22 protein-coding genes and 1 riboswitch are annotated in these 26,307 nt (G+C 37.7%); of the genes, 10 read left to right on the plus strand and 12 right to left on the minus strand.

Annotated features, from left to right (window positions below):
- Positions 1-68 precede the first annotated feature (68 nt).
- The 3 genes from PDT38_RS10795 to PDT38_RS10805 form a co-directional block, all read right to left on the minus strand.
- Positions 69-2,312: a glycosyltransferase gene (locus PDT38_RS10795; protein ID WP_270801324.1), complete on the minus strand. Its 2,244-nt coding sequence runs from the start codon at positions 2,310-2,312 to the stop codon at positions 69-71.
- 260 nt (positions 2,313-2,572) lie between these two features.
- Entirely contained in the window at positions 2,573-3,247 is a 675-nt protein-coding gene (locus PDT38_RS10800; RefSeq protein WP_270801326.1) for a hypothetical protein, read from the minus strand.
- A gap of 106 nt (positions 3,248-3,353) precedes the next feature.
- Positions 3,354-5,273 (minus strand): LTA synthase family protein, encoded by a 1,920-nt coding sequence (locus tag PDT38_RS10805; RefSeq protein WP_270801328.1) that lies wholly within the window; start codon positions 5,271-5,273, stop codon positions 3,354-3,356.
- A gap of 303 nt (positions 5,274-5,576) precedes the next feature.
- Between PDT38_RS10805 and PDT38_RS10810 the strand changes: the two genes are divergently transcribed.
- Entirely contained in the window at positions 5,577-6,203 is a 627-nt protein-coding gene (locus PDT38_RS10810) for a DUF4352 domain-containing protein (protein WP_270801330.1), read from the plus strand.
- Positions 6,204-6,312: 109 nt separating this feature from the next.
- Here PDT38_RS10810 and PDT38_RS10815 read toward each other — a convergent pair whose 3' ends face one another.
- Genes PDT38_RS10815 through PDT38_RS10830 form a run of 4 tightly spaced genes read right to left on the minus strand, consistent with a single transcriptional unit; the run spans position 6,313 to position 9,189 of the window.
- Positions 6,313-6,870, minus strand: coding sequence for a YfjD family protein (locus PDT38_RS10815; protein WP_270801333.1), 558 nt, complete (start codon positions 6,868-6,870; stop codon positions 6,313-6,315).
- A gap of 15 nt (positions 6,871-6,885) precedes the next feature.
- The gene (locus PDT38_RS10820; protein WP_270801336.1) at positions 6,886-7,659 is read right to left on the minus strand and encodes a hypothetical protein; all 774 of its coding nucleotides are present in this window, start codon (positions 7,657-7,659) and stop codon (positions 6,886-6,888) included.
- Between the two features lie 11 nt (positions 7,660-7,670).
- Positions 7,671-8,873, minus strand: coding sequence for a hypothetical protein (locus tag PDT38_RS10825; protein WP_270801339.1), 1,203 nt, complete (start codon positions 8,871-8,873; stop codon positions 7,671-7,673).
- Positions 8,874-8,895: 22 nt separating this feature from the next.
- Positions 8,896-9,189, minus strand: a complete 294-nt coding sequence (locus PDT38_RS10830; RefSeq protein WP_270801343.1) for a WXG100 family type VII secretion target — start codon at positions 9,187-9,189, stop codon at positions 8,896-8,898.
- Positions 9,190-9,526: 337 nt separating this feature from the next.
- Between PDT38_RS10830 and PDT38_RS10835 the strand changes: the two genes are divergently transcribed.
- The 7 genes from PDT38_RS10835 to PDT38_RS10865 all read left to right on the plus strand — a co-directional run bounded on the left by PDT38_RS10835 (position 9,527) and on the right by PDT38_RS10865 (position 17,214).
- Positions 9,527-9,967, plus strand: coding sequence for an arginine repressor (locus tag PDT38_RS10835; protein ID WP_270801345.1), 441 nt, complete (start codon positions 9,527-9,529; stop codon positions 9,965-9,967).
- Between the two features lie 303 nt (positions 9,968-10,270).
- Positions 10,271-11,506 carry an arginine deiminase gene (arcA, locus tag PDT38_RS10840; RefSeq protein ID WP_270801347.1) on the plus strand — a complete coding sequence of 412 codons (1,236 nt, stop codon included), beginning with the start codon at positions 10,271-10,273 and terminating at the stop codon, positions 11,504-11,506.
- 33 nt (positions 11,507-11,539) lie between these two features.
- Positions 11,540-12,547 carry an ornithine carbamoyltransferase gene (gene argF, locus PDT38_RS10845; RefSeq protein WP_270801349.1) on the plus strand — a complete coding sequence of 336 codons (1,008 nt, stop codon included), beginning with the start codon at positions 11,540-11,542 and terminating at the stop codon, positions 12,545-12,547.
- Between the two features lie 54 nt (positions 12,548-12,601).
- The gene (arcD, locus tag PDT38_RS10850) at positions 12,602-14,008 is read left to right on the plus strand and encodes an arginine-ornithine antiporter (RefSeq protein WP_270801350.1); all 1,407 of its coding nucleotides are present in this window, start codon (positions 12,602-12,604) and stop codon (positions 14,006-14,008) included.
- 29 nt (positions 14,009-14,037) lie between these two features.
- Positions 14,038-14,988, plus strand: coding sequence for a carbamate kinase (arcC, locus tag PDT38_RS10855; RefSeq protein WP_270801352.1), 951 nt, complete (start codon positions 14,038-14,040; stop codon positions 14,986-14,988).
- A gap of 114 nt (positions 14,989-15,102) precedes the next feature.
- On the plus strand, positions 15,103-15,780 hold the full coding sequence (locus tag PDT38_RS10860; protein ID WP_270801355.1) for a Crp/Fnr family transcriptional regulator: 678 nt from the start codon (positions 15,103-15,105) through the stop codon (positions 15,778-15,780).
- A 711-nt stretch (positions 15,781-16,491) separates the two neighbouring features.
- Positions 16,492-17,214 (plus strand): response regulator transcription factor, encoded by a 723-nt coding sequence (locus PDT38_RS10865; protein ID WP_270801357.1) that lies wholly within the window; start codon positions 16,492-16,494, stop codon positions 17,212-17,214.
- A 546-nt stretch (positions 17,215-17,760) separates the two neighbouring features.
- Here PDT38_RS10865 and PDT38_RS10870 read toward each other — a convergent pair.
- Positions 17,761-19,119 carry a DUF4179 domain-containing protein gene (locus PDT38_RS10870; RefSeq protein WP_270801359.1) on the minus strand — a complete coding sequence of 453 codons (1,359 nt, stop codon included), beginning with the start codon at positions 19,117-19,119 and terminating at the stop codon, positions 17,761-17,763.
- A complete protein-coding gene (locus PDT38_RS10875) occupies positions 19,089-19,658 on the minus strand; it encodes a sigma-70 family RNA polymerase sigma factor (RefSeq protein WP_270801742.1) in 570 nt (189 codons plus the stop codon). Before PDT38_RS10875 ends, PDT38_RS10870 begins: the two co-directional genes overlap by 31 nt.
- Before the next feature lie 99 nt (positions 19,659-19,757).
- On the opposite strand from PDT38_RS10875, the gene pepT reads away from it, so the two are divergent.
- The gene (gene pepT, locus PDT38_RS10880; RefSeq protein WP_270801362.1) at positions 19,758-20,993 is read left to right on the plus strand and encodes a peptidase T; all 1,236 of its coding nucleotides are present in this window, start codon (positions 19,758-19,760) and stop codon (positions 20,991-20,993) included.
- A 32-nt stretch (positions 20,994-21,025) separates the two neighbouring features.
- Here pepT and PDT38_RS10885 read toward each other — a convergent pair whose 3' ends face one another.
- Positions 21,026-21,700, minus strand: coding sequence for a DUF3298 and DUF4163 domain-containing protein (locus PDT38_RS10885; RefSeq protein ID WP_270801363.1), 675 nt, complete (start codon positions 21,698-21,700; stop codon positions 21,026-21,028).
- Positions 21,701-21,970: 270 nt separating this feature from the next.
- A riboswitch (SAM riboswitch) is annotated at positions 21,971-22,084 on the plus strand.
- A 69-nt stretch (positions 22,085-22,153) separates the two neighbouring features.
- On the opposite strand from PDT38_RS10885, the gene PDT38_RS10890 reads away from it, so the two are divergent.
- Positions 22,154-23,245, plus strand: a complete 1,092-nt coding sequence (locus PDT38_RS10890; protein WP_270801365.1) for a 5-methyltetrahydropteroyltriglutamate--homocysteine S-methyltransferase — start codon at positions 22,154-22,156, stop codon at positions 23,243-23,245.
- Between the two features lie 105 nt (positions 23,246-23,350).
- On the opposite strand, the gene PDT38_RS10895 is transcribed toward PDT38_RS10890, so the two are convergent.
- Together PDT38_RS10895 and PDT38_RS10900 are read right to left on the minus strand one after the other, a co-directional pair.
- Complete coding sequence (locus PDT38_RS10895; protein WP_270801368.1) at positions 23,351-24,505, minus strand: hypothetical protein; 1,155 nt, start codon at positions 24,503-24,505, stop codon at positions 23,351-23,353.
- A gap of 608 nt (positions 24,506-25,113) precedes the next feature.
- A complete protein-coding gene (locus PDT38_RS10900; protein ID WP_270801370.1) occupies positions 25,114-26,247 on the minus strand; it encodes a hypothetical protein in 1,134 nt (377 codons plus the stop codon).
- Positions 26,248-26,307: the final 60 nt, after the last annotated feature.

Consider the following 26,307-nt stretch of genomic DNA (forward strand, 5'->3'; position numbering starts at 1 on the left):
TTTTTTCATCTTCCTGAGTCTATGAAACATGAAGAAAGACCCGAATTGTTTTCGGGTCTCACTTTATATCATGCTGGTTTCTCATTGGGTTGTTCATCTAGAAATTTTAATCCCGCTGTATAACGTTTTCTCTTTCTCTTCGTCCAACAAACAAGTGCCAATCTCTGTCCGAGGTTTTGATCATCAAAGGTAATCCAAACGTTCCCATCCATTTCAAGCGGTACATTTGTTTCAATTTGACAGCCCGACGGACTAATGTCTTTGATCGCAATCTCGCTCAAGGAATCTTCACCTGAAATCGACAGTGTTCCCTTTCCTTCGAACGCTTCACGAATATACTTTCTTTTAAAAGCTTCAGGGTTTTTTTCTGTTTTCATCAAAAAGCGCATAACGGTTGAAAATGTATTAGCTCGTTTTTCCCGATCAGCTTTTTTGGCATTTTGTTCAGTAAACATATAGCCAATTAAATTAACATATGATTCCGAATCCAATTCTTTAAATCGCAAACCGATTTCGATATCATCTCCATCTTTCGTTGTCCAAATTACCTGCACTGGCAGTTTTCCGACTTGATCAATGATGAGGTTGTCCACTTGATAATACTCAGCTGCTTCAGCTGTATATGGCAGTCTGACACGGGCTCCTGTATCACTCAAATCTTCCAGTTCACATTGATGCTCTTGATCTGTCTGACTTGTCGAGAAAGCCGCTGGTTTGTTCATCATAAAGCGTTCAGAGCTACGAAATCTCGGTCTGTCAAAGGCAACAAGCATTGCAAGTAAAAGACCTATTGCATTATACAGAACCCAAAACAGGTTGTATGACGTAATATTGATATCAAACGTACCTAGGACTAAATAGTCATAAAGAGTTTTACCAAGGGCAGCAATTGTCAAAGCGAACAAAATAGCGCACGGATAAGCCGTAGTATACCTGAATTTACGTTGATCAGTATGAACTCCCTTAGGTGTTACTTTAAAGTCAAACCGCTTCTTAAAAATAAATTCAGATAAAGCAGACATCGCCAAATGCGGCGCCATGGACGTATCATAAATATGGCTCCAGCTCATACTTCGTTGCTTGTCAGAAACAGATTTAAAAGAAAGATAAGAGCTCAAAAACGCCGGTAGCCAAAACATCGTGATTTCAAAAACATTCGTCTTCAAACTGTGAATACCAAATAACAAAAACAACAATGGCGCTAAAATATATACCATTTTAAAGACACCGAAAAACCAAAACAGAATACCATCAAAATAAAGAATCCGTTGCATCGGTGTCAGCCCTTTTAATAACAGAGGATTCCACTTTTTACCACACTGAATATTTCCACGACACCAGCGGTCACGCTGTTTTAGCAAATCGGTCCAAGTTTCAGGGGCCAGACCCACCGCGAGTACTTCACCGACAAATGCAGCTTCATATTTTGTTTGCAACAGCATTCCCGTTGCCATATCCTCCGTTATGACTCCAGTAGCAAATCCACCAATTTCATCTAAAGCCGTTCTTCTAAACACAGTATTACTACCGACATACATCACAGCATTAAAACGGTCTTTCCCAGCCTGTAGTCTCCGCATGAAAAAGTCCTGTTCATTCGGAATATTAGTTCCTGAGAACAAATTATACTGATATGGATCTTCATTATAGAAAGCTTGTGGTGTTTGAACAAAAGCCACCTTTTCTTCTTTAAAATAACCAACCGTTTTCTTTAAAAAAGACGGCAGTGGTACCATATCGGCATCTAATGTAACAATCAACTCACCCGTTGTACAACTCATGGCATGATTTAAGTTACCTGCTTTTGCATGTTCATTCGTTTTTCTTGTTAAATAATGAACGCCAAATTTCTCAGCTAATTTTTTAATATCTTTACGTTTTCCATCATCACAAAGATAAATGTTAACAAGCTCTTTCGGGTAATCAAGCTTTAGACAACCTGCGACTGATTTCTTCAACACATTTCGGTCCTCATTGTAAGTGGCAATAAAAATATCAACACTTGGCCAATGATCTTTCTCACCCAACAGAATAGGCGTTCTCTTCCTCTCTTTCCAAATAAGTGTATAAAAGACGAGCAGCTGCAAAAATCCGATCAGTTCGGTAACAACCAAGATAATTCCCATCGTCACATCTGCAGGACTTGCAGTTGGCAAAGTAAACCCAAACCGCCAAACAATGTAAACACCATTTGTAATAAGACAAATGATGATTAACATCTTTTTGAAGCGAGAGCTTATTTTAATGCCGAAAAAACTAACAAAAGTTAGCAGAATCATCGCAATTGGGTAATAATTCAAAAAATATTCCATCTATTTTTTCTCCTATATGAATAAAATCGACTACTGTCATGGAAGATCATAACTTTATGTACTGATGCAAGTTATAATTTTCCAATTCAATAATGAAGCAGAAACGTCTCCAGAACACCTTTTTTAGTTGGCCAGAATTAATTTTACATTACTTTAGACTCTTTTTCAATGAGGTTTTGTATGTCAATCTATAAATAAATGAAAAAAGTCCTGTATTTTAATAGAGCAACTAAAAAAAACAGCCTTGGTGGCTGGCATGATTATGATTTGATATTTTGTTGCTCTCCTACTTTTTTAAAAATGGAGTCAATTTCATAAGCTAATTCCTTCGGATGGATGCAAGAAAAATCTTCATCGGGCTGTTCCCAATTACCTTTATATATCAGTTTGACGGCATAATGACCGGACGGATCACTTGCAGGAATCCACTTCACATCTAATATCAAATCATCATGCTGCAATTGCATTAGCTCTTGTTTAAATTCAGACTTCCAAACCTCACTATCAAGGTCTATCTCAAGTGGGTTAGTATCTGTTAATCTATGGTATAACACCGTCCAACCCTCTGGAATTCTTAGTCTTAGCAAATGAGTAAGGCTTTTTGCTTGACCACCTTCTTTCCATATCACTTCTTCTAGTCTTTCGGCTAACTGATCATAATGGATTCCAGTCATTTGATTGACAAGCTTTTGGTCAGCATTTAATGTCTTCATCACATAAACCTGCTCTTTAGCAGACTCAACCTCTACGATTTTCCCATTTTTTCCATTCTCTAATATGAGTAACTTATGATGATAACCTCGAATCGGTTTTTGATAGAGATGATTTTTTTTCACCGTCCAACCTTCTGGAATCTTTAAAGGATGTAGTTTAAAAAAATAATCAAACACCGTCAACTTTCTCACTCCCATCATTTCTTTATCTTGTCCAATCACATTTACCTCTTATATATCAACCTATCCTGACATTTATGCTTTTAGAACCACATGTTGTTAAACATAAAAAAAGCGTGTGTCCACAATTGGACACACGCTCTTTCATTTACTCATTGCCTTTCTCTTTCCCATAAAAATATTTAGATGGATCAACCGGATTGAAATCCTTTAGTTTATGGAAACGCAATAAATCTTTATAAAGAACTTGGTCAGACAGGTCTAGCTGTTCTGACACCTGTGTTTTTAACTTCTCTGTTTCTTTGTTTGGTTTTATCTCTTTTCCTGTTTTTGTGTCATATACGGTTGTATCAATCAGCGTATATTTCGGAGTCACATAGTTACCATTCCTAAAAGGAACTGTTTCATCATGTTCTTTGGAAAAGAGGTCTGTTCCAAAGTTGACATAGTTTTTATTGTCAATCCCCTGTAAATGAAGGAGTGTCGGCATGACATCAACCTCTCCGCCGTACGTGTGATTCACTCCACCTTTTTGGCCAGGAATATGAATCATTAGCGGTACACGCTGATTCATCACATTTTGATATGGTGTAATCTCTTTACCTAATACTTCTTCCATCGCCCGGTTGTGGTTTTCCGAAATTCCATTATGATCCCCGTAGATCACAATGACAGAGTCATCATATAGGCCGGATTTCTTTAAATCTTTAAAGAACTGTTCCAATGATTCATCAAGATAACGGGCTGTTTGGAAATACCCATCTACAGTGCTATCGCCTGTTGTTCCTTTTTCAAGGGTTGCATCTTTCTCATCCAAAATAAACGGATAATGATGTGTTAGTGTCATTAAATGAGCATAAAACGGCTTTTTCAGCGATTTTAGCATTGGAATGGATTCTTTAAAGAATGGCTTATCTTTTAGACCAAGGTTGACAAGGTGTTCTTCTGACATGTCATACGAACTAGCATCAAAAAACTTGTCATAGCCAATTTGTTTGTATACTTGATCACGATTCCAGAATGACTTATAGTCTCCGTGCAACACAGCACTTGTATAGCCTTCTTTTTGATTTAAAATAGCTGGCAAGGACTGATACGTATTTTGTCCTTTTGTTACAAAAGCCGTTCCTTCTGGTAGACCAAACAAGCTATTATCCATCATCAGTTCAGCATCTGCCGTTTTACCTTGTCCTGTTTGATGGAAAAAATTATCGAAATACATCATGTCATGGCTTCCATGTGCCAATTTATTTAAAAATGGCGTCACTTCTTTTCCATGTAGTTTATAATCAATCAAAAACGTCTGGAAACTTTCTAAATGAATTTTAATAATGTTTTTGTCTTTAGCAATACCAAAATACTTTTTATCCGGTTTAGCATAGTGTGAGTTTGTAAAGTTGACAACACTTGTCAAATCATCACTGCTTGCATACGCTTTTTGGCTTGCTGTCTGCGCAGCTTGAATCCCATCATAAATCGTATAATTATATGGTCCTAAATATTTAACAATGTAATTTCGGTCAAATGTTCTTGTGAGAAGTTCAGGACGATCTTTTTCGGCAACTGCAAGGTTAATATAGAATAAAAGAACACCAGCAAGTACAAGCGTAGCAGCCCATCTTTTTTTCAGTTGTGAAGCCTTCAGTTGAGGTCTCTTCACACATAACGCAATTAATATCACCAAATCAAGGAAATAGATGATGTCATGGGCAGCCATGATACTGAAAACACCGTCAGACATATTTCCTAAATTTCCTGCTTGCTTAAGATTTGCAAACGTCAAGAAATCGTCAAAAAAGCGATAAAACATAATGTTTGCGTACAAAACAAATGTCATCACAGCATCTATGATGATAATCCATACGGCGGAACGACGTCCTTTTAAAAATAGACCCAAACCCAATAAAACAATGGTAAAGCTGAATGGATTAATAAATAAAAGAATTTGCTGTGTGAGGCCTTTTACGCCCAAATTAAATTCTAATAAGTAAGAAGCATAGGTTTTAGCCCATACAAGAACAACAGCTAACAAAAAAAAGCTTAGCTTATGAGATATTATTTTTTTCATTATAACCTCTACCTTTTTATCCTATTTTGTCGGTGTCTGCTCATGACAGCAATGTCAGAAGCAACATTTCTCCAAAAACTCAATGCAATAATCAACTGTATTATAGCAAACTCACTATATCGCTTCTACTAAGACGAATGGATACCTTAAAAAGTTTCACAGTCTATCTTATTTTAGCTGACATTTAACTCTTCTAACAGTAGTAATGGAACAAATGAGTATAACGACCTATTTAAACCCCCAGTCATATTAACTAACATAAAACAGTAAAAATTTTTTTGAAAAACTTGGAGGACTTAATCTATGAAAAAGTTATTATTGGTATCGACTTTAACATCTCTTGGCCTGCTTCTCGGAGCTTGCGGTCAATCCAACAGCAGTACAAATGCTGAAAGTAAACATCAACATAAAACTGAAGAAGTTAAAGAAATTAAAGAAGTTAAAGAAGTTAAAAAAGAAAAGAAAGAGCAAAAGAAAACTTATAAATTAGGTGAAAAGGCTGTTTGTAGCTATATTGAAAATACTTTTATCGTGACAAACGTAGAAAAAGTAATAAGTGACGCCCAATATATTGACCCTAATTCCACTCCTTCGTTCAAAAATTTTGATGATTCACTGTTGAAACTAAAAAAAGATGAACAGTATGTTCTTGTTGACATCACACAAGAAAACAATTCCAAGAAAAAACTTCAGGTTGCTCCAGGATATTTCAAATTAAAAGGTGGGAGTAACAAACTTTACGAGACAGTAACAGGTTATAAATTATTACCAGACAACAAAAGGTTTTCAGTTAACTATTTATCACCTGGCAGAAAAACTAAAGGCAAAGTCATTTTTGTGACAAAAATGACTGAGAAAAACTTCAAACTGATTTATACACCGTCCAGTGGCAGTAAAGAAAATGAAGTTACCATAGATTTAACGAAATAAAAATTGAAAAGGGTGTCCAATAAGTCAATTCTTTGACCATTGGACACCCTTTTCACATTGACAAACGCTGAGGTATCAGCAATTTCGAATTTAACATGATATGCTCTTTTCAAGTATTCTGATGAAACTTCTCTAAATACGCTTTTCTCTGCACTTCTGTAAACTGACTAATCCAATCCTCTCGAGCCTCTTCAGTCAAATACGGAAAAATATGCAATTCTACCGCTTTGTAAAACTCCGGTTCTGGAAGGATGTTGTATGTTGGAATCCGTACCACTTTGTTCTCATGTGTCTCGATCAGTATATCCATCAAGAAAATCCCTTTAAAACTGTAACGATGCCGTCCCATTCTGATCCTTTTAATATCTTTTATATCAACATACTTTTTTCCTGAAAACAGACGACCATCTTTTCCTTCTATAATATTGAAGATGACATCGCCTTTTTTAGTAAAGGCAGGGCAAAATATAAGAAATGTAATTAAACCATAGACGATACCCAATAATCCGCCGCCAAGATAAAAAATCGAGTATTTCGATTCAAATTTTAATGCTTCAATCAAAAGCCATAACCCGACTAAACCGATACCCGCTGAGCCTAAAAATCCCCATATCCTAAAAAGCATCCGGCTTTTAATTTTTATCGGTTGTATATTCGTTTGTTCCAAAAGCGATAGCCTCCTTTATTTTGGAAAATGACTTTTTCTATTAATCATATGACGAAGCTTCTCTTTTTCAGCATTCATAATCGAAAACTCATTTCTTGCACTCCCCATAGCTAGCCATGTATGATCAGATCCAGGGACTACAAACAATATATTTTTTACATCTGGAGTATTATTGCGGTCATATTCAATCAGCATGATGCTATCCATTTTTCCTTGACGTGAAACAAGGTCTTGAAATAGACGCGCAGCGTGAGGATTTTTGTTCTCCCATTTCACAATACCGCCATCCACTTGTTCTTCACTGGCTTCTTTTAATAATTGTTCAAATTGATCCTGTTGTAAAGTAAAGGTAGCTTGTTCGGACTTCTCTTTTATATTTAAAAATTGAACAATGAGATCCATCACTTCTTCTCTCGATTGCAGAAAGCTGATCTGATGAACCTGCTGATTATAGGACAATGAGTGAGCAAAAATCCCACTAGAGGCCATGTGATAAGAAATGCTTTCTTCTCCTTCATCGGTAAACTTTGCTACTTTCACGGTATAATCGGCATGATTCATCACTTGGATAAATGGTTTGAACATTTCTCTTAAACGATACTGATGATTTTTATATTCCAGTACATCTTTTGCCAAGAGTGAGCGGCAAGAAATCTCAAACACAGATTCAAGCTGATCTTCAGTCATCTCGGGAAAATATGCTTGTTTCAGCGATATTCCTTGCTCAAATAAACCTTCACTATAAAAACAAAAAATGAGTTCTTCAATACTTAATTTTAATGTCTTCATCTCTATTCTCCTTAACCGAACGACAGCTTACTTGTAAAGAAGTTTTTTGCACTAGATACAAGAGAACCGGCCGTTTCTTTTGCCTGCTTAAAACCTTTACGAATACCTTCATTAACGGTATCCACACCTTTATTAAAAGCCTGAACACCTTTGCCTACCAGTTCAAACTCTTTTTTTGCTTTATCCAGTCCAGCTTGAATCGGTTCTTTAAACAGCAAGGCTGTTTTTTCAGCGAAACCAGCTGTAAGTTTTGCAGCTTTTTCTCCGATAAAGCCTCCTACTGCAGAGCCAATGGCCCCTACTACAACAGTCCCCACAGGTCCTGCTAAACTTCCAACCGCCCCACCTATAACCGCTCCGGCGACAGAACCGCCTGTAATCCAAACTGTATTATTGACGGCATTTCCGACTGCTTTTGCATTTTCTCTTTTTAATACTTCAGGGTTATCCCCATATTTATTGTAATTCTCCGAAATTTTCAGACCCATTCCAACAGTTTCCGTTGCTCCTGTTATCAAGGCAGCCGTAATCGCATTTCCTTTAGCAAACTTGCCTCCGGCTTTCAGAACGCTTTTAAATGTTGTTGCTTTTCCAGCATCATCTATCATTCCGGTTGCAAAACTTTTGAGTTTATTTGCATAATCGGCTGCATCTTGAGGAAAGTATTTTGTAAATCTTTTATGTACCAAATCAGCAAATGGGAGATCTGAATGTTTAAATAAATACTTTGGACTTAAAAAAACACGTGCAACTCTGCTGTACTTTGACTCATCAATCAGTTTGGAAAGGTCCATTAACAACTTGGTATGGCTAACGGAATACAACCCAGAACTGTCTATCACAAACTTTGTAAACCCGAGTCCATAATATTTAAGCTGTTTAAGAGCAACACCGGTCATAGCCGTCAATGTACCATAATTATCATATAAGTTATATAACTTTTTCAAAATATTGTCCTGCTCTGCGAACTGATCAGCTGTATGGCGTATATAACGTTCATGATCATCAAGTTTGCTAACAAGGTTATGTCCGCTGCTCCATGCATCCCCTACTTCTGAAAAACAAGTGATGTAACGGGGATCACAACTAATCTTCATCATACTTAATTTAAGATTAAGATCACGATGCAATTTTTCCATGTCCGTCAGCTCTGCAACAAAATCATTAGCCAAACTTTCAAGCTTTTCCGGTTCAACTAGAATTTCCTTACCCATCAGATCGTTCCTTCCTTATTCATTATCTCTTCTTCTCTTCTTCAAGCTTTTCGATTCTCAGTATTTCAGCTTTTGTTTGTTCAATTTTCGTTGCCGCTTTCATCAACTCATTGCTAATTTCAATCAGATCAGCTTCAAATTGCTGATATGCGGACCTTGACTGTTCAAAGTCACTGTCAAATTGCTCCCGCGTCTTTCCTTTCCAAGAAGCAGCATTCGCTGATAAGCGGTTTAATAGATGCAATTCGGATTTTTTCACTTCATCAGCGGCAGATTTATATTCTTGTGCTAAAGCGATCACACGATTTGAATCCAACTATTTTCACCTCTTTTTACAGGCCTTTTCGTTTAATTATAATGAAGTTATACTTTTATCAAATCGTACTAAAGTATTGTTTATCTTTTTTATCTTAAAATTGTTAGAAACAGCTGATCTGAAAGCTTTGATATTATCGCCGTGTATAGAAGAAGGGGTATAAAGACTCTGTTATGGAATAGATCAAAAGACCCCTTAAACAATAAATAGTATCGTGGATATGAAAAAATCAATGTATGACAAATATTATTTGATTTATTGTAAAATAGCGTCTATGTATCTATTACGGATTTGCATATAATAAAGATAGACGTGCTTATTAAAGGGAGGCTCCCTAATGAAAAAACAGGAACGCCAATGGATCATTAAACAAACGATTCTTGAACATCCCGTTGAAACTCAGGAACAGCTAGTTGAGCTTTTGAGAAGCCGTGGTGTGACAGCCTCACAGTCTACCATTTCAAGGGATATGAAAGAGATGTATTTAGTGAAGAAACTAAATGAACATGGAAAACTAGTCTATCATACAAATGTTTCTTTACCACTTAATCCTTCAAAAATTCTAAAAGATAGAATTTCAGATGTTGTCTTACAAGTGACAAGGACAGAAAACTTAGTCGTTATCAAAACAATGCCGGGAAATGCCCATGCGATTGGTGTTCTTCTAGATAAACTAGATCAACCTGAAATGCTTGGCTGTATATGCGGAAATGATACATGCCTTGTCATCTCCCCAACACCAGAAATGGCGCAAACATTCTATGAACACTTATGCTGACCTTGAAAAGCTGAACTATTCATTTGCTCAGCTTTTTTTGTTTGCCTATTTTCTTCTTTATTCTCCTAAAAAAATTTCAAAAAAACTTTCGCTGAAAAATATACATACTTTATACGTTTACAACCTTGGTCTAATAGGGAATCATGTCGATAGAGTCATATTTATTCACTTTTATTTTTACTCTATCAAATAATATGTGAAATATATCACATTATTACTGTTAGCGCTTTCACAACTTAGAAAGTCTGACTATATTAATCTATACATGTAAACAAAAAGAGCTTTTTAGGAGGCGGAATGATCATGGCAACACCGATTAACGTTTATTCAGAAATCGGCACTTTGAAAACAGTCATGTTAAAGCGGCCAGGACGTGAATTAGAAAACCTCACACCTGAATATCTAGAACGCCTGCTTTTTGATGATATTCCATTTTTACCAGCCGTTCAAAAAGAACATGATGAATTTGCAAAAGCCCTTGAAAATGAAGGAGTAGAAGTTCTCTATTTAGAGCAACTGACAACAGAAGCTTTACATGATGCGTCTATTCGCGAACAATTTATTAACGAACTCTTAACAGAAAGCAAAGCCGACTTAAACGGCGCTTATCAAAGATTAAAAGACTATTTACTTTCTTTTGATACCGAATCAATGGTCGAACGTGTCATGAGCGGTATCCGCAAAAACGAATTGGAACGGGGAACACGCACTCACTTACATGAGTTAATGGAAGATCATTATCCATTTTATCTAGATCCAATGCCAAACCTATACTTCACAAGAGACCCAGCAGCTGCAATTGGACATGGACTTAGTATTAACAAAATGAAAGAACCCGCTCGTCGGAGAGAGTCTTTATTTATGCAGTATATTATTCAACACCATCCAAGGTTTAAAGATCACGATATCCCTGTCTGGCTCGATCGCGACTTCAGATTCAATATTGAAGGCGGAGACGAACTAGTTATAAGCCATGACACAATTGCGATTGGAGTTTCTGAACGTACTTCTGCTCAAGCAATTGAACGGATCGCACGCAATCTATTTAAACGCCAAGATCAAATCAAACGAGTACTTGCCGTCGAAATTCCAAAAAGCAGAGCTTTTATGCATCTAGACACTGTATTTACAATGGTTGATCACGATCAATTTACAATACATCCAGCGATTCTGGGACCTGATGGCAACATGCGGATTTTTGTTCTTGAACGTGGAAAAACCGATGATGACATTCAAATTACTGAAGAAAACAACCTTCCTGCTGTACTGAAGAAAACACTTGGTCTTTCAGATGTGAATTTAATCCTCTGTGGTGGCGGAGATGAAATTGCTTCAGCTCGTGAACAATGGAACGACGGCTCAAATACACTTGCCATTGCTCCTGGAGTTGTCGTCACTTATGACCGAAACTACATTTCTAATGAATGCCTAAGAGAGCAAGGAATTAAAGTCATTGAAGTTCCTAGCGGTGAACTTTCAAGGGGTCGTGGGGGCCCACGCTGCATGAGCATGCCTATTTACCGTGAAGATTTACGCTAACCCACTATTTCGAAATGAAGGAGAGATATATCGATGGAAAAATCAATGAATTTAAAAGGTAGAAGTTATTTAGCTGAAAAAGACTATACAGAAGAAGAAATTCTTTATTTACTCAATCTTGCCCAAGATTTAAAAGAAAAGAAAGCACAAGGCATTAAACACCGTTATTTAGAAGGAAAAAACATTGCATTATTATTCGAAAAACCATCAACAAGAACACGTTGTGCATTTACAACAGCTTGTATCGACCTTGGTGCTCACCCAGAATATCTCGGAAAAGACGATATTCAGCTTGGTAAAAAAGAATCGATTGAAGATACTGCAAAAGTTCTTGGAAGAATGTTTGATGGCATTGAGTTCCGCGGTTTTGAACATGAAAAGGTTGAAGCACTTGCAGAACATTCAGGTGTACCTGTCTGGAACGGGTTAACTGATATGTGGCACCCAACACAAATGCTTGCTGACTTTATGACTGTTAAAGAACACCTCGGACATGTAAAAGGCATCAAACTGACTTACATCGGAGACGGACGGAACAACGTTGCCAACAGCTTGCTCATCGGTGGAGCAAAAGTCGGAATGGACGTGAGAATCTGTTCACCTGAAAGTCTTTTCCCTGACCAAGAAATCGTTGAAATGGCAAAAACATTTGCAAAAGAATCCGGTGGAAAAATTACAGTTACAAGCAATCCAGATGAAGCCGTTGCCGAAGCAGATGTGCTCTACACAGATGTCTGGGTCTCCATGGGTGAAGAAGACAAATTTGCTGAAAGAATTAATTTACTAAAACCTTACCAAGTCAACATGGAACTTGTGAAGAAAACTGGAAATGACAATGTCATCTTCCTTCACTGTCTACCAGCTTTTCACGACCTTAATACAAAATATGGACAAAATGTCTATGAAGAATACGGTCTTAAAGAGATGGAAGTAACAGATGAAGTGTTCCGCAGCAAACATTCTAAAGTATTTGATGAAGCGGAAAACCGCATGCATACAATCAAAGCTGTCATGGCTGCAACTCTTGGCGATCTTTGCTAATCGGAAAAGGGAAATACTCCCTTTTCCACCCTTAACCCAAATGAGGTGAATAAAATGGCGGAAGAAAATAAACTGGGTCTGTTCGCATTAATCGCGCTTGTTATTGGATCAATGATCGGTGGAGGAGCCTTTAACCTCGCAAGTGACATGGCCTCTCAAGCAGGAGCAGGAGCGATTCTTATCGGATGGATCATTACAGGAATCGGCATGATTGCTCTAGCCCTCTCATTCCAAAATCTTACGACAAAAAGGGCTGACTTAGACGGTGGAATCTTTACTTATGCACGGGAAGGATTCGGTCGTTACATGGGATTTAACAGTGCCTGGGGATATTGGTTCTCAGCCCTGCTTGGCAATGTTGCATATGGAACACTACTATTCAGTTCAATCGGCTATTTCTTTCCAACGTTTGGAGATGGTCAGAATTTAGCTTCAATTATCGGTGCGAGTATTATTTTATGGGGCGTACACTTTTTGATTCTTCGCGGTGTGCAATCTGCTGCCATGATTAATTTAATTACAACCATCTCAAAACTTGTTCCAATTTTCGCATTCATCATTGCCATTATCTTTGTTTTTAATCTTGACTTATTCACTCAAGATTTCTGGGGTAAAGGATTGAACCTCGGTTCAATCGGTTCACAAGTGAAAAGCACAATGCTAGTCACTGTTTGGGTATTTATAGGTGTTGAAGGAGCCGTCCTTTTTTCAAGCCGGGCCAAAAAATCTAGTGATGTCGGAAAAGCGACTGTTATTGGCTTAATTAGTGTTCTAGCCGTATACATCATGATTACAATGCTATCTCTCGGTGTCATGAATCAACAGGATTTATCCGGTCTTTCTAACCCTTCAATGGCTGGAATCATGGAACATATCGTTGGTAAGTGGGGAGCAGCCTTCATCAACATCGGCTTAATTATTTCTGTATTAGGTGCTTGGTTAGCTTGGACACTTTTCGCCGGAGAGCTACCACTGATTGCTGCCAGGGAAGGTGACTTTCCGAAATGGTTTGGCAAAGTCAATAAAAATGGTGCTCCTTCCAATGCACTGACACTAACAAATGGAATCATTCAACTGTTCTTGCTGACATTTCTCATTTCAGATGCTGCTTACCAGTTTGCTTTTTCCTTAGCAACGTCAGCTATATTAATCCCGTACTTATTCTCTGGACTGTATCAGCTTAAATACAGCTGGATCAATAAAGAACCTGACCGAGTCAAAAACACGGTCGTCGGGGTAATTGCTAGTGTTTACGGAGTTTGGCTCATCTATGCGGCAGGGCTTGAATTCTTGCTTTTAACAATGATCTTATACGCACCAGGTATCTTAGTATTCAGAGCCGTTCGTAAAGATAAAGAAGGTCCATTATTTAACAAGGCTGAATTAATCGTTGCGATCGTCATTTTCGTCTTAGCTATCATCGCAATCGTAGAACTAGCAACGGGAGGCATTACAATTTAACATAACTTCAGAAGTAGAGGTGTTCAAACATGAAAAAGAGAAAAATTGTTGTCGCATTAGGCGGAAATGCTATACAAACGGGCGATGCTAGTGCTGAAGCACAGCAACAGGCCTTAGATGAAACAGCCAACTATATAGCTGAGATGATTGACAGTGGTGCCGAATTAATTATTACACATGGAAACGGCCCGCAAGTCGGCAACTTGATGATTCAGCAAAAAGAAGCCGATTCACCGAAAACACCAGCGATGCCGCTGGAAACTTGCGTATCGATGACACAAGGAATGATCGGCTACTGGATGCAAAACGCCCTTGATAAAGCACTTAAAGCAAAAGGGATCAACAAGCATGCAGCAACTGTCATTACCCGTGTTGCTGTCCACAGCGATGATGAGGCGTTCCGCAATCCGACAAAACCGATTGGACCTTTCTACAGTGAAGATGAAGCAAAAGAACTGATGAACAGTCAAAATGGCGATATCGTCTTTAAAGAGGATGCTGGAAGAGGTTGGCGTCGTGTCGTACCATCACCTATTCCGGTCTCCATTCTCGAATATGACATTATTAATCAGTTAGTTGAAAATGGTCATATCGTAATTGCAGCAGGAGGCGGTGGTGTCCCTGTCCTCGAAGAAGATCACACAATCTGCGGTGTTGACGCTGTTATCGATAAAGACTTTGCCGCTTGCAAATTAGCAGAGCTTGTTCAAGCAGACGAACTCATTATTTTAACAGGTGTCGATTATGTGGCAGTCGACTATTTAAAACCGACTGAAAAGCAGCTTAAACATGTAACAACTGAAGAATTAAAAGGGTATATACAAGAAAAACAATTTGCTGAAGGAAGTATGCTACCTAAAGTAAAAGCAGCACTACAATTTGCCGAAATAAAAAGAGGAAACAAAACAATTATTACCTCCCTGCAACAGGCCAAAGAAGCGCTTAAAGGCAACGCTGGTACCGTTGTTGAACAAGCTTAAGTATTAAAAAGGAAGACCCTTTAAAGGGTTCTTCCTTTTGCCTGTCGTTAAAACATAGTAATATTAATTTGTATACGATTATCATATGAAATGAATAAGGGTGATTAGTTTAATATGAAGAACAAAGACATCGTACATCATCTGAAGAAATTTTCTTTATTCGCTTCCTTGAGTGATAAAGAGTTGGAAGATATGAAACAATTTATTTATTGGCGTACCTATCATAAAGGCCAGATCTTATTTATGGAAGAAGACCCCCGGGAACGGATGTATCTTCTCCTTGATGGATTTATTAAACTAGAAAATACAAATGATACCGGATCGATGTTTTACATCGACTACATACGCCCTCATACGCTCTTTCCATTCGGAGGCTTATTTCGTGATGAACACTATCATTATGCCGCTGAAGCCTTAACAGATATTGAACTCTACTATATTCCCATGAACATTTTCGAGGATCTTATACGAGACAATCCAACACTGCTCTTTGATGCTCTCAATCAATTATCAGATATTCTGGCTCTTCACGAAGAACGACTGAAGCGAATCACACTTTCCCATGCACATGATCGAGTCATCCAAGGCCTTTATTATCTTACCGAAAACCTTGGTCAAAAAGAAAAAGACACAATCATTGTCAGTTGTCCGATCACCGCAACAGAAATCGCCAAAATTTCGGGTACCTCCCGTGAAACGGTAAGCGTCGTCTTGAAAAAACTCCGTAGTGAAGGTGTGATCAGTCAGAACAACAAACAGATTATCATTCATAAACCGGATTATTTCAAGTGAAACGGCACAACAAGGATCTCACTATATGTTAGATCCTTGTTATTTTTCTGTATACGATATCCCATCGTAAAAAAAACTTACTAGAAGTGTCCAAGGATAGAAGACAATCTAAAACCATTGTATTCTATCTGATGATGATCAAATAACAGGAGGCAGGTAATCTATCTCATTGTTGAGGCTGTCTAAAAAATCCCTTACAACATGGATCATGGGGGAGTTGCGAGACTCCTGTGGGAACAGCGAGCCAGGCGAAGACCCCGCAGGAGCAAGGAACGAGCTTTGCTTTGAGGAGGCTCGCAGAAAGCGATTTTCATTCATGCAAACCATTTTCAGCACACCCCTTTTTCATCTCCAACTCACTAACCCACTCATTTTCTTATTAATACAATATTTTGTTCCTCGCCCTCATGCATCCTAAACTATTTCTGAAACAAGACCTAAATAAACAGAACAGAAAAAGTGTTGTCACTTTTGTTTAAGCTTCACACACTTTTAACATTAAATGGAATTTAATGGGTAGAAAGTGGAGTAATAGCTTGTCCTCTGCAAAGGATCATCAGATCTTTAAATAGCCAGATTATGACTTTTTAACCCCTTTCAAAAGTAAGAATTTTAAGAAAACTAAACATCCTATTAATTTATTGCCTCAATTCTTTCTTTACATACTCATTCATGTAAAAATGAAAGCGTAATATTAATGGAGGTCATAAAATGGATCATTCTCTTGGACAATTTAAAGTTTTAATCGTTGATGATGACGAATCTATTTTAGATCTATTAAATGTTGTGTTTGAAAATGAGGGCTTCTCTGGTGTTTTAAATGCAAAAACCGGAGAGGAAGCACTTTTGCTGTTAAAAAAGCAGCAACCAGATATCGTGTTGCTTGATGTCATGCTTCCTGACTCAGACGGATTCACCATTTGCAATCAGCTTCGCCAATTTACCAATATTCCTGTTCTGTTTCTTACCGCCAAAACATCTGCTGTAGATAAACTGCAAGGGTTTAGCTATGGTGGCGACGATTACATTACCAAACCTTTTAATCCCCTTGAAGTTGTGGCTCGTGTAAAAGTCCAGTTGAAGCGATTGAAAAAGTTTACACCTCCACCATTGAAATCTTCTTATCATTTTGGAGATTTTCAAATTGATGAAACATCAGGAAAACTCATCGTTGATGGAATAAGGATTGAGTGTCCGGCACAGGAGTTTAAACTATTACTATATTTTTGTCACCATCCCAATCAATTATTAAGCAAACAAAAGATATATCAGGATGTTTGGGGAGAAATTTATAATGGTGACAGTACGGTTATGGTTCATGTGCGCCGGCTTCGGGAAAAAATCGAAAAAGACCCAAGCCATCCAAAATGGATTAAAACAGTCAGAGGGCATGGCTATATTTTTGAAGACCCTCCAACAGGTGAAAAGCAATGAAGTTAAAACAACGAGTTGCTTTTCACTTTAACCCCCGAAAGAGATTCTACTGATTCTTAAAAGAATAAAAATCCGCCTCGTACACCATCTTTACCAAGTGTCATTCGCAAACAGCTGTAAAAAATGACTCACCACTGCTTTAGGCAATTAAAGAAATATCAGATTTTCCGGGAAATTCTTGCTGAAGAGGGACATGCGCTGTATTCCTAGAACAATAACTCATTTTAGATTTTGATCGCTCTCCGCTAAACATGACTTCTATCTTTCAACATGGTTTGACATTGACATCGATATGTCTTGATGGAAAAACAGCTCGGTACGCCTTCGTTTATATCGTGTCATGGAATGAAAAACCTCTCAAAAACCACTAGGTTGCACCACTTATTTGAAAAAAGCTTAAAAGTGCAAGACTTAAAAAACACCGCTGCTATTATTACACGAATGGAAAGGGTAGTGAGTTTGCAGAATGATGGGCATAGACACAGAGTGTTGAGGAACAAAACGATGGGCTCTCCAAAAAAGTTCGTTTTAGAGGCCCATCACTTGTTATTTTGTTAATTTTACTTTCACCGGCTTTAGCGGAACATTCGGAATATAGCCGCTTAAATAACCAAATTGAACATATAACGAATTTTGGTCGAGACTGAAATTCTCACCGTCTATCGTAAAGACGGATTGAAAACGAAGCTTCTTCTTATCGAGTACTTTTGTAACATTACCTTTTACGCTATGTCCATTAGGTGCTTCTTCATAGGTTTGATAAGCCGAATCAATTAGTGACATCGTATCTAAAAATTCTTTCATACTATCAATATCTATTATTGATCGATTCATATCTTTTAAATGGTAATCGACAACTAATTTGTTTCCGTTTTTCTTTATTTGATCAACGGCAATTTTAAAGTCATGGTGATCTGCGCTCAAAACGGCAGGCGTTTTTTGAAGAGGTAAGGTTTTATCAGAGTCACCTTTATGAGTGTCCGCTTTAATATTTAAATATTTTGTATCTTTGTCTACCTTTCCTAAGATCACCCGCATCTCTTGCTGAACACTGTTTCCTACTCTTTTTGGCTCTTTAAGTTTTTGATTACCCATAAAATAGGGAATTTCCCGCCCTTTATCATCTGTCACTTCATCAATTCTTACACCCTCGTATGGAGATTTGGTCACCACGTAGTCGATAACAGTCGATTCTTTACCAATAACCACTCTTTTAGGCTTAATTTGATCACTAGTATTGTTTTGCTTAAATTTCACAGTGCGATATGGCAACTTTTTAGCTGGAATATTAAATATCCACTTCCCCCTAATTCCATTAATGCTTGTTATTGTGACTGGCACTGTCAATTGATCAGGGATTTCTTTATCAGGATAACCGATTTGAATGTAGCCGATATAGCCATCATCTGTTTTTTTCATATCTGACACAGAAGCTATTTCCCATTTACGTCCACCGTTAAATACTGTGGATTCAAGACTCAGTCGTTCATCATCCAAATCTTTTCTTGTATCACTTTTAACCTTAAATGTCATGCCAATAACACCACCGTCGAAATAAACACTTGTCGCTGTCACATCAATGTTATTGCATGACGCTTTTTGATTCAGCTCCGTAACTTGCTGAGCTTGCACTAAATTTTGCCCAATAAAATCATGAAATTTTTGATATGATTTCCCGAACAATGGAACATCGGCCAACACATTTTGTATAGTAGGAGAAATAAAACCGCTTCCGAGAAGAAGGATAGCTGCAGCTCCAGAAATGAAAATATTACGCTTAATACGGTTTGGGCGCCGCGTTTTTTCCTGGTTTGCTCTTTTTATACCTGCTGATATCGATTCAGAAATCTCTTTTTCTGGAATATGAATCTGGTTTACTTCGTTTTTGAATCGATTTTTGTCCATTCGGCTTCTCCTCCTGTCAATAATTGTTTTAATTCAAGTTTCGCTCTTTTCAAATAGGTTTTGATGGTCCCTTCTGGCGCACTCATCACCTCAGCAATTTGATAAATCGGCAGATCATGATAATAAAAAAGAATAATAGCTGTTTGATATTCTTGGCGTAAATGTCGAACAGCTTCAAGTAGGCCCATTCTGTCATCTACAGGCATTTCTTGATCTTGTCCAAGGTCTCTTACAGGTGAATCAATCAAGACAACTTTCTTTTTCTTTTTCAACAAGGCATATGCTTGATGTATCAAAATTTTTGTCACCCATGTCAAAAAATATTCGGGGTGTCTTAGCTGAGAAATCGAGATAAAAGCTTGATATGCGGTCTCTTGTAAAATGTCGAGTGCATCTTCTTTATGATTTACATACAAATAAGCTGTCCGATAAAGTTGGTTACTGTGCATTTGGAAAAGCGTTTCAAACGCTTGTGAATGCCCTGCGACTGCTTTTTTTACGAGTTTCATCTGTTTCACTGCTGCTCCTCCTTCAATCATTAGAGAGGTGAGAGTTGAGAAAAGTTTCAAAACAGCAGATTTCCCTCGCAGTGCATGATAAGATAAACATGAAAACCAACAAATGGAGATGAAGGAAACATGAAGAACAAATTGATTGAACGGTTGATTTCATATGCAAAAGTTGACACTCAGTCAGATGAAAACATTGAGACATGCCCTTCGACACCCGGTCAGCTGACACTCGCCAAGATGCTTGTTGAAGAGCTAAAGAAAATTGGGATGGAGGACATCACGATTGATGAAAATGGTTATGTCATGGCAACACTTCCCGCTAATACAGACAAGTCTGTACCAACAATCGGGTTTTTGGCTCATGTCGATACTGCGACAGATTTTACCGGAAAAAATGTCAATCCACAGATCATCGAACAGTACGATGGAAAAGATATTGTTCTCAATGAAGCACTAGGTGTCACACTCTCTCCTCAAGATTTCCCTGATCTCGCTCATTATAAAGGTCAGACACTGATCACAACAGACGGAACGACACTGCTCGGCGCCGATGACAAAGCCGGCGTTGCTGAAATCATGACAGCGATGGAATATTTACTTGAACATCCTGAAATCAAACACGGCAACATCAGAGTTGCATTCACACCTGACGAAGAGATTGGCAGAGGTCCGCACAAATTCGATGTCACAGCATTTCATGCCAAATACGCTTATACAGTTGATGGCGGCGCCCTTGGTGAATTACAATATGAAAGCTTTAACGCTGCTTCAGCGAAAATCACCTGCAAAGGAAGAAGCATTCATCCAGGAACAGCAAAAGGCAAGATGGTGAATGCCGCCAAAATCGCCATGGAGTTTCACGCGCAGCTCCCAGAAAAAGAAACGCCTGAATTGACGGAAGGTTATGAAGGTTTTTATCATCTGCTGTCAATCAATGGTGATGTCTCAGAAGCAAAGCTTCACTATATTATTAGAGACTTTGACAAAGATGCTTTTAACGAAAGAAAAGCAACCATAGAAAAAATTGCTGAAAACCTAAGAGCACAATACGGAAAAGACAACATTATCGTTGAGATGAATGACCAATATTACAACATGAGGGAAAAAATTGAACCGGTTAAAGAAATTATCGAAATTGCCGAACAAGCAATGAAAAATCTGAATATCAAACCTGTCATCGAACCGATCCGCGGCGGAACAGACGGCTCCCAACTTTCATATATGGGTCTGCCTTGCCCGAACATTTTTACAGGGGGGCGGAATTTCCATGGAAAATATGAATACATTTCTGTTGATCATATGGTGAAAGCTGTTCATGTTGTTGTGGAAATTGCGAAGTTGTTTGAGGAAAAAGCAAGATAAAGTAGGCAGTCCGCTCTGTAGCGGACTGCTACTTAACGATAAACAGATTTTGGAACATGGACAACCGGATTTCCAACAGCATACGGTGCTACATCATACTGTTGAAACACGATGGCAATCCCGGTTTTTGTATAATAAAATGCCGTTCCTTTATTTAAAATGATATCTTTCTTTCTCACATCCGGAAAGAAAATCTCGTGATGTTTTTGAATATAGTTGAAAATATAATCCTTCGTTTTTTCTACTTTTGAAGCTGTATTCAACAGATCTGTCAGATAGACACGCTTTTGTAATTGAAGGTCATAGTTAAACGAACGAACCGCTGTTAAACCATGTGCCCCTCCTGAAAAAACATAATTCTCCGTTAAAATACTTAAACGTTGGTCAGTCACATATTTCACATGAAAAGAGGTTTGATAATCCGTTTTATAGCCGTGCTTTTCACCGTCTTGTTTATTTTTCAAATCATCTTGGTATGACAGTTCAATATAATTTTTAAAATCTTGATTCATCATCGTTTGCAAAGATGTGTTGCCGATGTTTTTCACTTGGGGATATTTCAACTTCTGCACGTTTTGATATATATGACTTGTCACAATCGGTTTATTGTTATTTTCCGCTTGAGCTGAAAGAGGTGCCATCCCAGCAAACATCATGAAACACAAAACCCCAATCACCAAAAGACTTAAACACGATTTTTTACTCATAACAAAACCCTCCTTAAATGTGTCATTCATTATCCTTCCCGCTTCGTGAAGCGAGTACACTTGTTTAGACTGATCATTGCGGTTAATGGTTGCTATTTTTAGTTAAAAAATGAAAAAATGTGTATCTTATTTAATGTTTGTGAGACGAGAATACATCTTGAGCGAGTCACCACAAAAACGAGCATTCAGAAAGTTTTATAACAAAATCTATTGACATTTTTACAAAAAGTATTAATATTAAAACAATTAAAAAAATACATAAAAAAGTTTTCCTTATCAAGAGTGGTGGAGGGACTGGCCCTGTGAAACCCGGCAACCGCTGTCTGAGACAGAATGGTGCTAAATCCTGATAGGAGCGTTTATTGCGTTTCTTGGAGATGAGGGAGAGATTGCCGGTCAAGCTCTTCCTTATCAGGAAGGGCTTTTTATGTCAAACAGAAAGAGGGATAACAAATGAAACAAGGACCATACCGAGCCGATCAAGTCGGAAGCCTATTAAGATCTGAACGTATTAAAAAAGCTCGTCTGCAAAAAGAAGCAGGTGTGATCAGTGCCGAACAATTACGAGACATCGAAAATGAAGAGATTAAACGTATTGTCAAAAAACAACAAGAAATCGGACTAAAAGCAGTAACTGATGGGGAATTTCGCAGGGCTTGGTGGCACTTTGATTTTCTTGAAGGACTTGATGGTGTGGAAGGCTATCAAACAGAAAGCGGAATTCAATTTCATCATATCCAAACAAAAGCGCATGGGATCAAAGTGAATGGCAAGCTTGATTTTACAAATCATCCAATGATTGATGATTATCGCTTTCTCCAACGTATTGTTGGATCGCATACTGCAAAAATGACAATTCCAAGTCCAAATATGCTATTTTTCAGAGGGAAACTTGAAGAAAGTGTCTATCAAGATTTAGATGAATTTCACCACGATGTCGCACAGGCTTATAAAAAAGCTATCCAAGCATTTTATGATGCTGGTTGCCGCTATTTACAACTTGATGATACAGCATGGTCCGTCTTTTTCTCAGCACAGGGTCATGAGCAAATCAAAGCCTTCGGTCAAGAGCCTGGCGAATTGCGGCAATCGTTCGCTGACACGCTCAATCAAGCACTTGACGGTCGACCTGAAGATTTGACAGTGACCATGCATATTTGCCGAGGAAACTTTAAGTCAACATGGGTGGCCTCAGGCGGATATGAAGCCGCCGCAGAAACCATTTTCGATGGATTAAATCTTGACGGCCTTTTTCTAGAATTTGATGATGAACGCTCTGGCAGCTTTGAGCCGCTTCGTTATGTCAAACGGAAGGACTTGCAAATTGTCCTTGGTCTGATCACCTCTAAGTTTGCTGAACTCGAAAAACCGGACGAAATCAAACGGCGAATTGAAGAGGCTTCCCGTTATGTCGACTTGAACCAATTATGTCTAAGCCCACAATGTGGATTTGCCTCAACTGAAGAAGGTAACTTGCTGACAGAAGAAGAGCAGTGGGCAAAATTGCGCCATGTGGTCGAGATTGCTGAGGATATTTGGAATTAAACAATGCCTATTAGGCTTTGATGGTTGCTAAGCATAAAAAAATACTGCTTCCAATGTTAGACACAGGAAGCAGTCTGCTAACCGTCCTTATTTGTCTCTACAGTTTTATCTTACCCACAATTGATCAGTGCCAGAAAACAATGCATCTTCTATGCCTAAGTCAGCAAAATATACAGTCGGCTGTTTTTTGCTTTTTTGTAAGTCAATGAGGACGTTAGCAGACCCTGCTGTCCCGACTATCATGCCACTATATAAAACATCTAAAACGATATAATCCTCTTTAAAATAAAGGATTTCAATAAAACTAGCACCGCTTGATTTATAGTGCAACTTATCGGCAATATGTTTGAAATTTATCTTAAATTCAGCCACATATTGATCATCCCCTTTTAGATAATGATCCACTGTTTGAATTTGGACATCCTCAGGAAATTTTTTATTTTTACCTCCATTAAGAAAAACATACTTTCCGTCTGCACTTAAATAGTCTTGATCTTTGATTGCTTTTACTTTGTTTGTCTTCTTTTCCAAAATATTTTTGCCTAACAACTTAAGATATGATCCATCCTCCGTCACTTCCGGAAACACTGATAAGTGATCGTTTAATTTTCCAGACTCAATCGTGGCATTTAATTCTTGACCTTTGACGATTTGATATTTTGATAAATCTTGTTTTAAAAACAGGTAATACGTATCTGAAGCTTTGCCAGGTCTATAACCACTTATTTCTATCAGCATATTTTCTTTATTCATAGCGAGGAGATCGAGAGAAACTTCATGTGAATCTGCTGATAACGGTATTTTTATGTTTTTTTGACCTAATCTTGTTTTCACGTTCAACAAATTCTTTTTCCCGATTTTGATATCAGGCAAATTTTCACTTACTTTATCATGAATGATTGTTCCTTGTTTGAAAAAGTCAACGCTGTATTCTAAGTCATAAAAATTCTTTTCAAAGTTTTTTTGAATAGAAAAAACCGGTTTGCAACTATTCTGCAACTGTTTATCTGTAAATTTGTAAAAGCGTAGTCCACCTAGACCACTGCGTACCATTGTATAAGTATGATCTTGGTACCTTAAAGTCACATCTTTCGACGATCCAAGGTCATTTCTTAGGAACTCTTTAAATGCTGGACTATCTTCATTTGGTAAACCTTTTTTATAAATGACTTCTTCATATGGATCTTTTTCATTATTTACTATAAAGACCCATACACTTCCTATTAACAATAATATGATGAATAATATTTTTTTAATCATTAATCTACTTCCTCTACGTTTTGTTACCGATACCGTATGAAAAAACGCCTGACAGCCGGATTTTTATCAATCAATCCGCACATGAACAACACTGCTGCCTGCCCCATCCGGTACTATAAGAAACGTAAATCAGCATCATTTTCATTAACATACTAAAAATGTGCCAATCTTACAGTGATTTTTATCATTTAAATGATGTTCCACATCTTCAGTATATCTTAAAAAATCCCCAAATCAACCATATATGCAGTTGTTTGTTTTGATTTTTCTGTAAATCGATCAGGACATTAACGTCGTCTCTTGCTATACCTATGCTTCCATAGTATGAAACACTTTCTGTTAAACATCACTTTCATATTTTCACTGGATGACTTGAGGTTCAAACGATCCATTGCGATCGTGAGGCACTGCAATTTCACGGAGTCGTACCTAAGATGGTTATTATTCTCTTTTCATGTATTTTGCATGCATATACTCATAGTTTAACAATAAAGAAAACTAAACTGCGAAGCAAGAGCTGTACGCTTTCTCTTACTTACACAGTTTAGTTTATATTCCCGTTGATTGTGAGGTATTTCACTCGTCATCCTTTATTTTTTATAGATCGATCATGGAGTCGAAGGCACATCCCATTCATCTAAGAAATCGCCAGTCAAATATGCAGTTGGTTGTTTTTTGCTTTGTTGTAAATCAATATCGGCACTTGCTCTTCCTCCTGATCCAGCTAGAAACCCCTCGTATTCCATGTCTAAGACAACGTAATTTTCATTAAAATAGCCAATTTCAGCAGATTCTACATCGTTTGAACCACAATCCGCCTTATCACCGATCTTTTCGAAGTCAATTCTGAACTGAGCTACATACTGGTGATCCCCTTTTAGATAATGATCGACTGCTTGAATTTGTTGAACACCATTGCGAAGTGGGCTGATTTCCCCGTTTAGATAAACATACTTACCATCTCTGCTTAAATGATCTGCTTTTTTAATTTTCCTGACTTTGTTTGCCTGTTTATCATAAATGTATTTGTCATATAACTTCAGATATGATCCTTCCTTCGTCACTTTTGGAAAAAGTGCTAGGTAATCTTTTAACTTTCCAGATTCAATTGTTGCATTTAACTCATCTTTTTTGACTATTCGATATGTTGAAAGATCTTGTTTCAAAAACAACAGATATGTCCTCGGGTCATTACCGTTAAATTCTGAATAATCTTCTATCTCTATCAACATACTTTCTTTATTAACCGCCGCAAGGCCAACAGACGGTTTTGTGTTTGTTGGTACTGGTAACTTCAACTTTGTTTCTCCAGATGTTGTTTTCACTTTCAGAATACTTTTGTTTCCTACCACAATATCCGGCAGATGATATTTTTTCTGATCACGGACAATTGTCCCTTCTTCTAACCAATCAATATCATATAAATCAATCTTTTCATAAGGATGAGAAAATTGCTCCTCATATAATCGTTGCAGATGTTCATCTGTATATTTATAATACTTTACTTTGCTTTTATCACTTCGCATCATGATATATGCATGATCTTGAAATGTTAGAGTGGTATCTTCAGCTTCGTTCGTTCCAATTCGACTCCTCATATATTCTTTAAATGCCGGACTATCTTCTTGTGGCAAGCCTAATTTATAGATGACTTCTTCATATTTGCTTTTTTCACCACTCGTAAGAGCCAGCATGAAAGCTATGACCAGAAGTAATCTTCTTATGAAACTTTTTTTATCCATTGATCTGCTTCCTCTTATTCACTTCTATCATCATTAAATAAATAGTTGGTTTGTTTTTCT

The organism is Bacillus changyiensis (assembly GCF_027706145.1).
GTDB lineage: Bacteria > Bacillota > Bacilli > Bacillales > Bacillaceae > Bacillus > Bacillus changyiensis.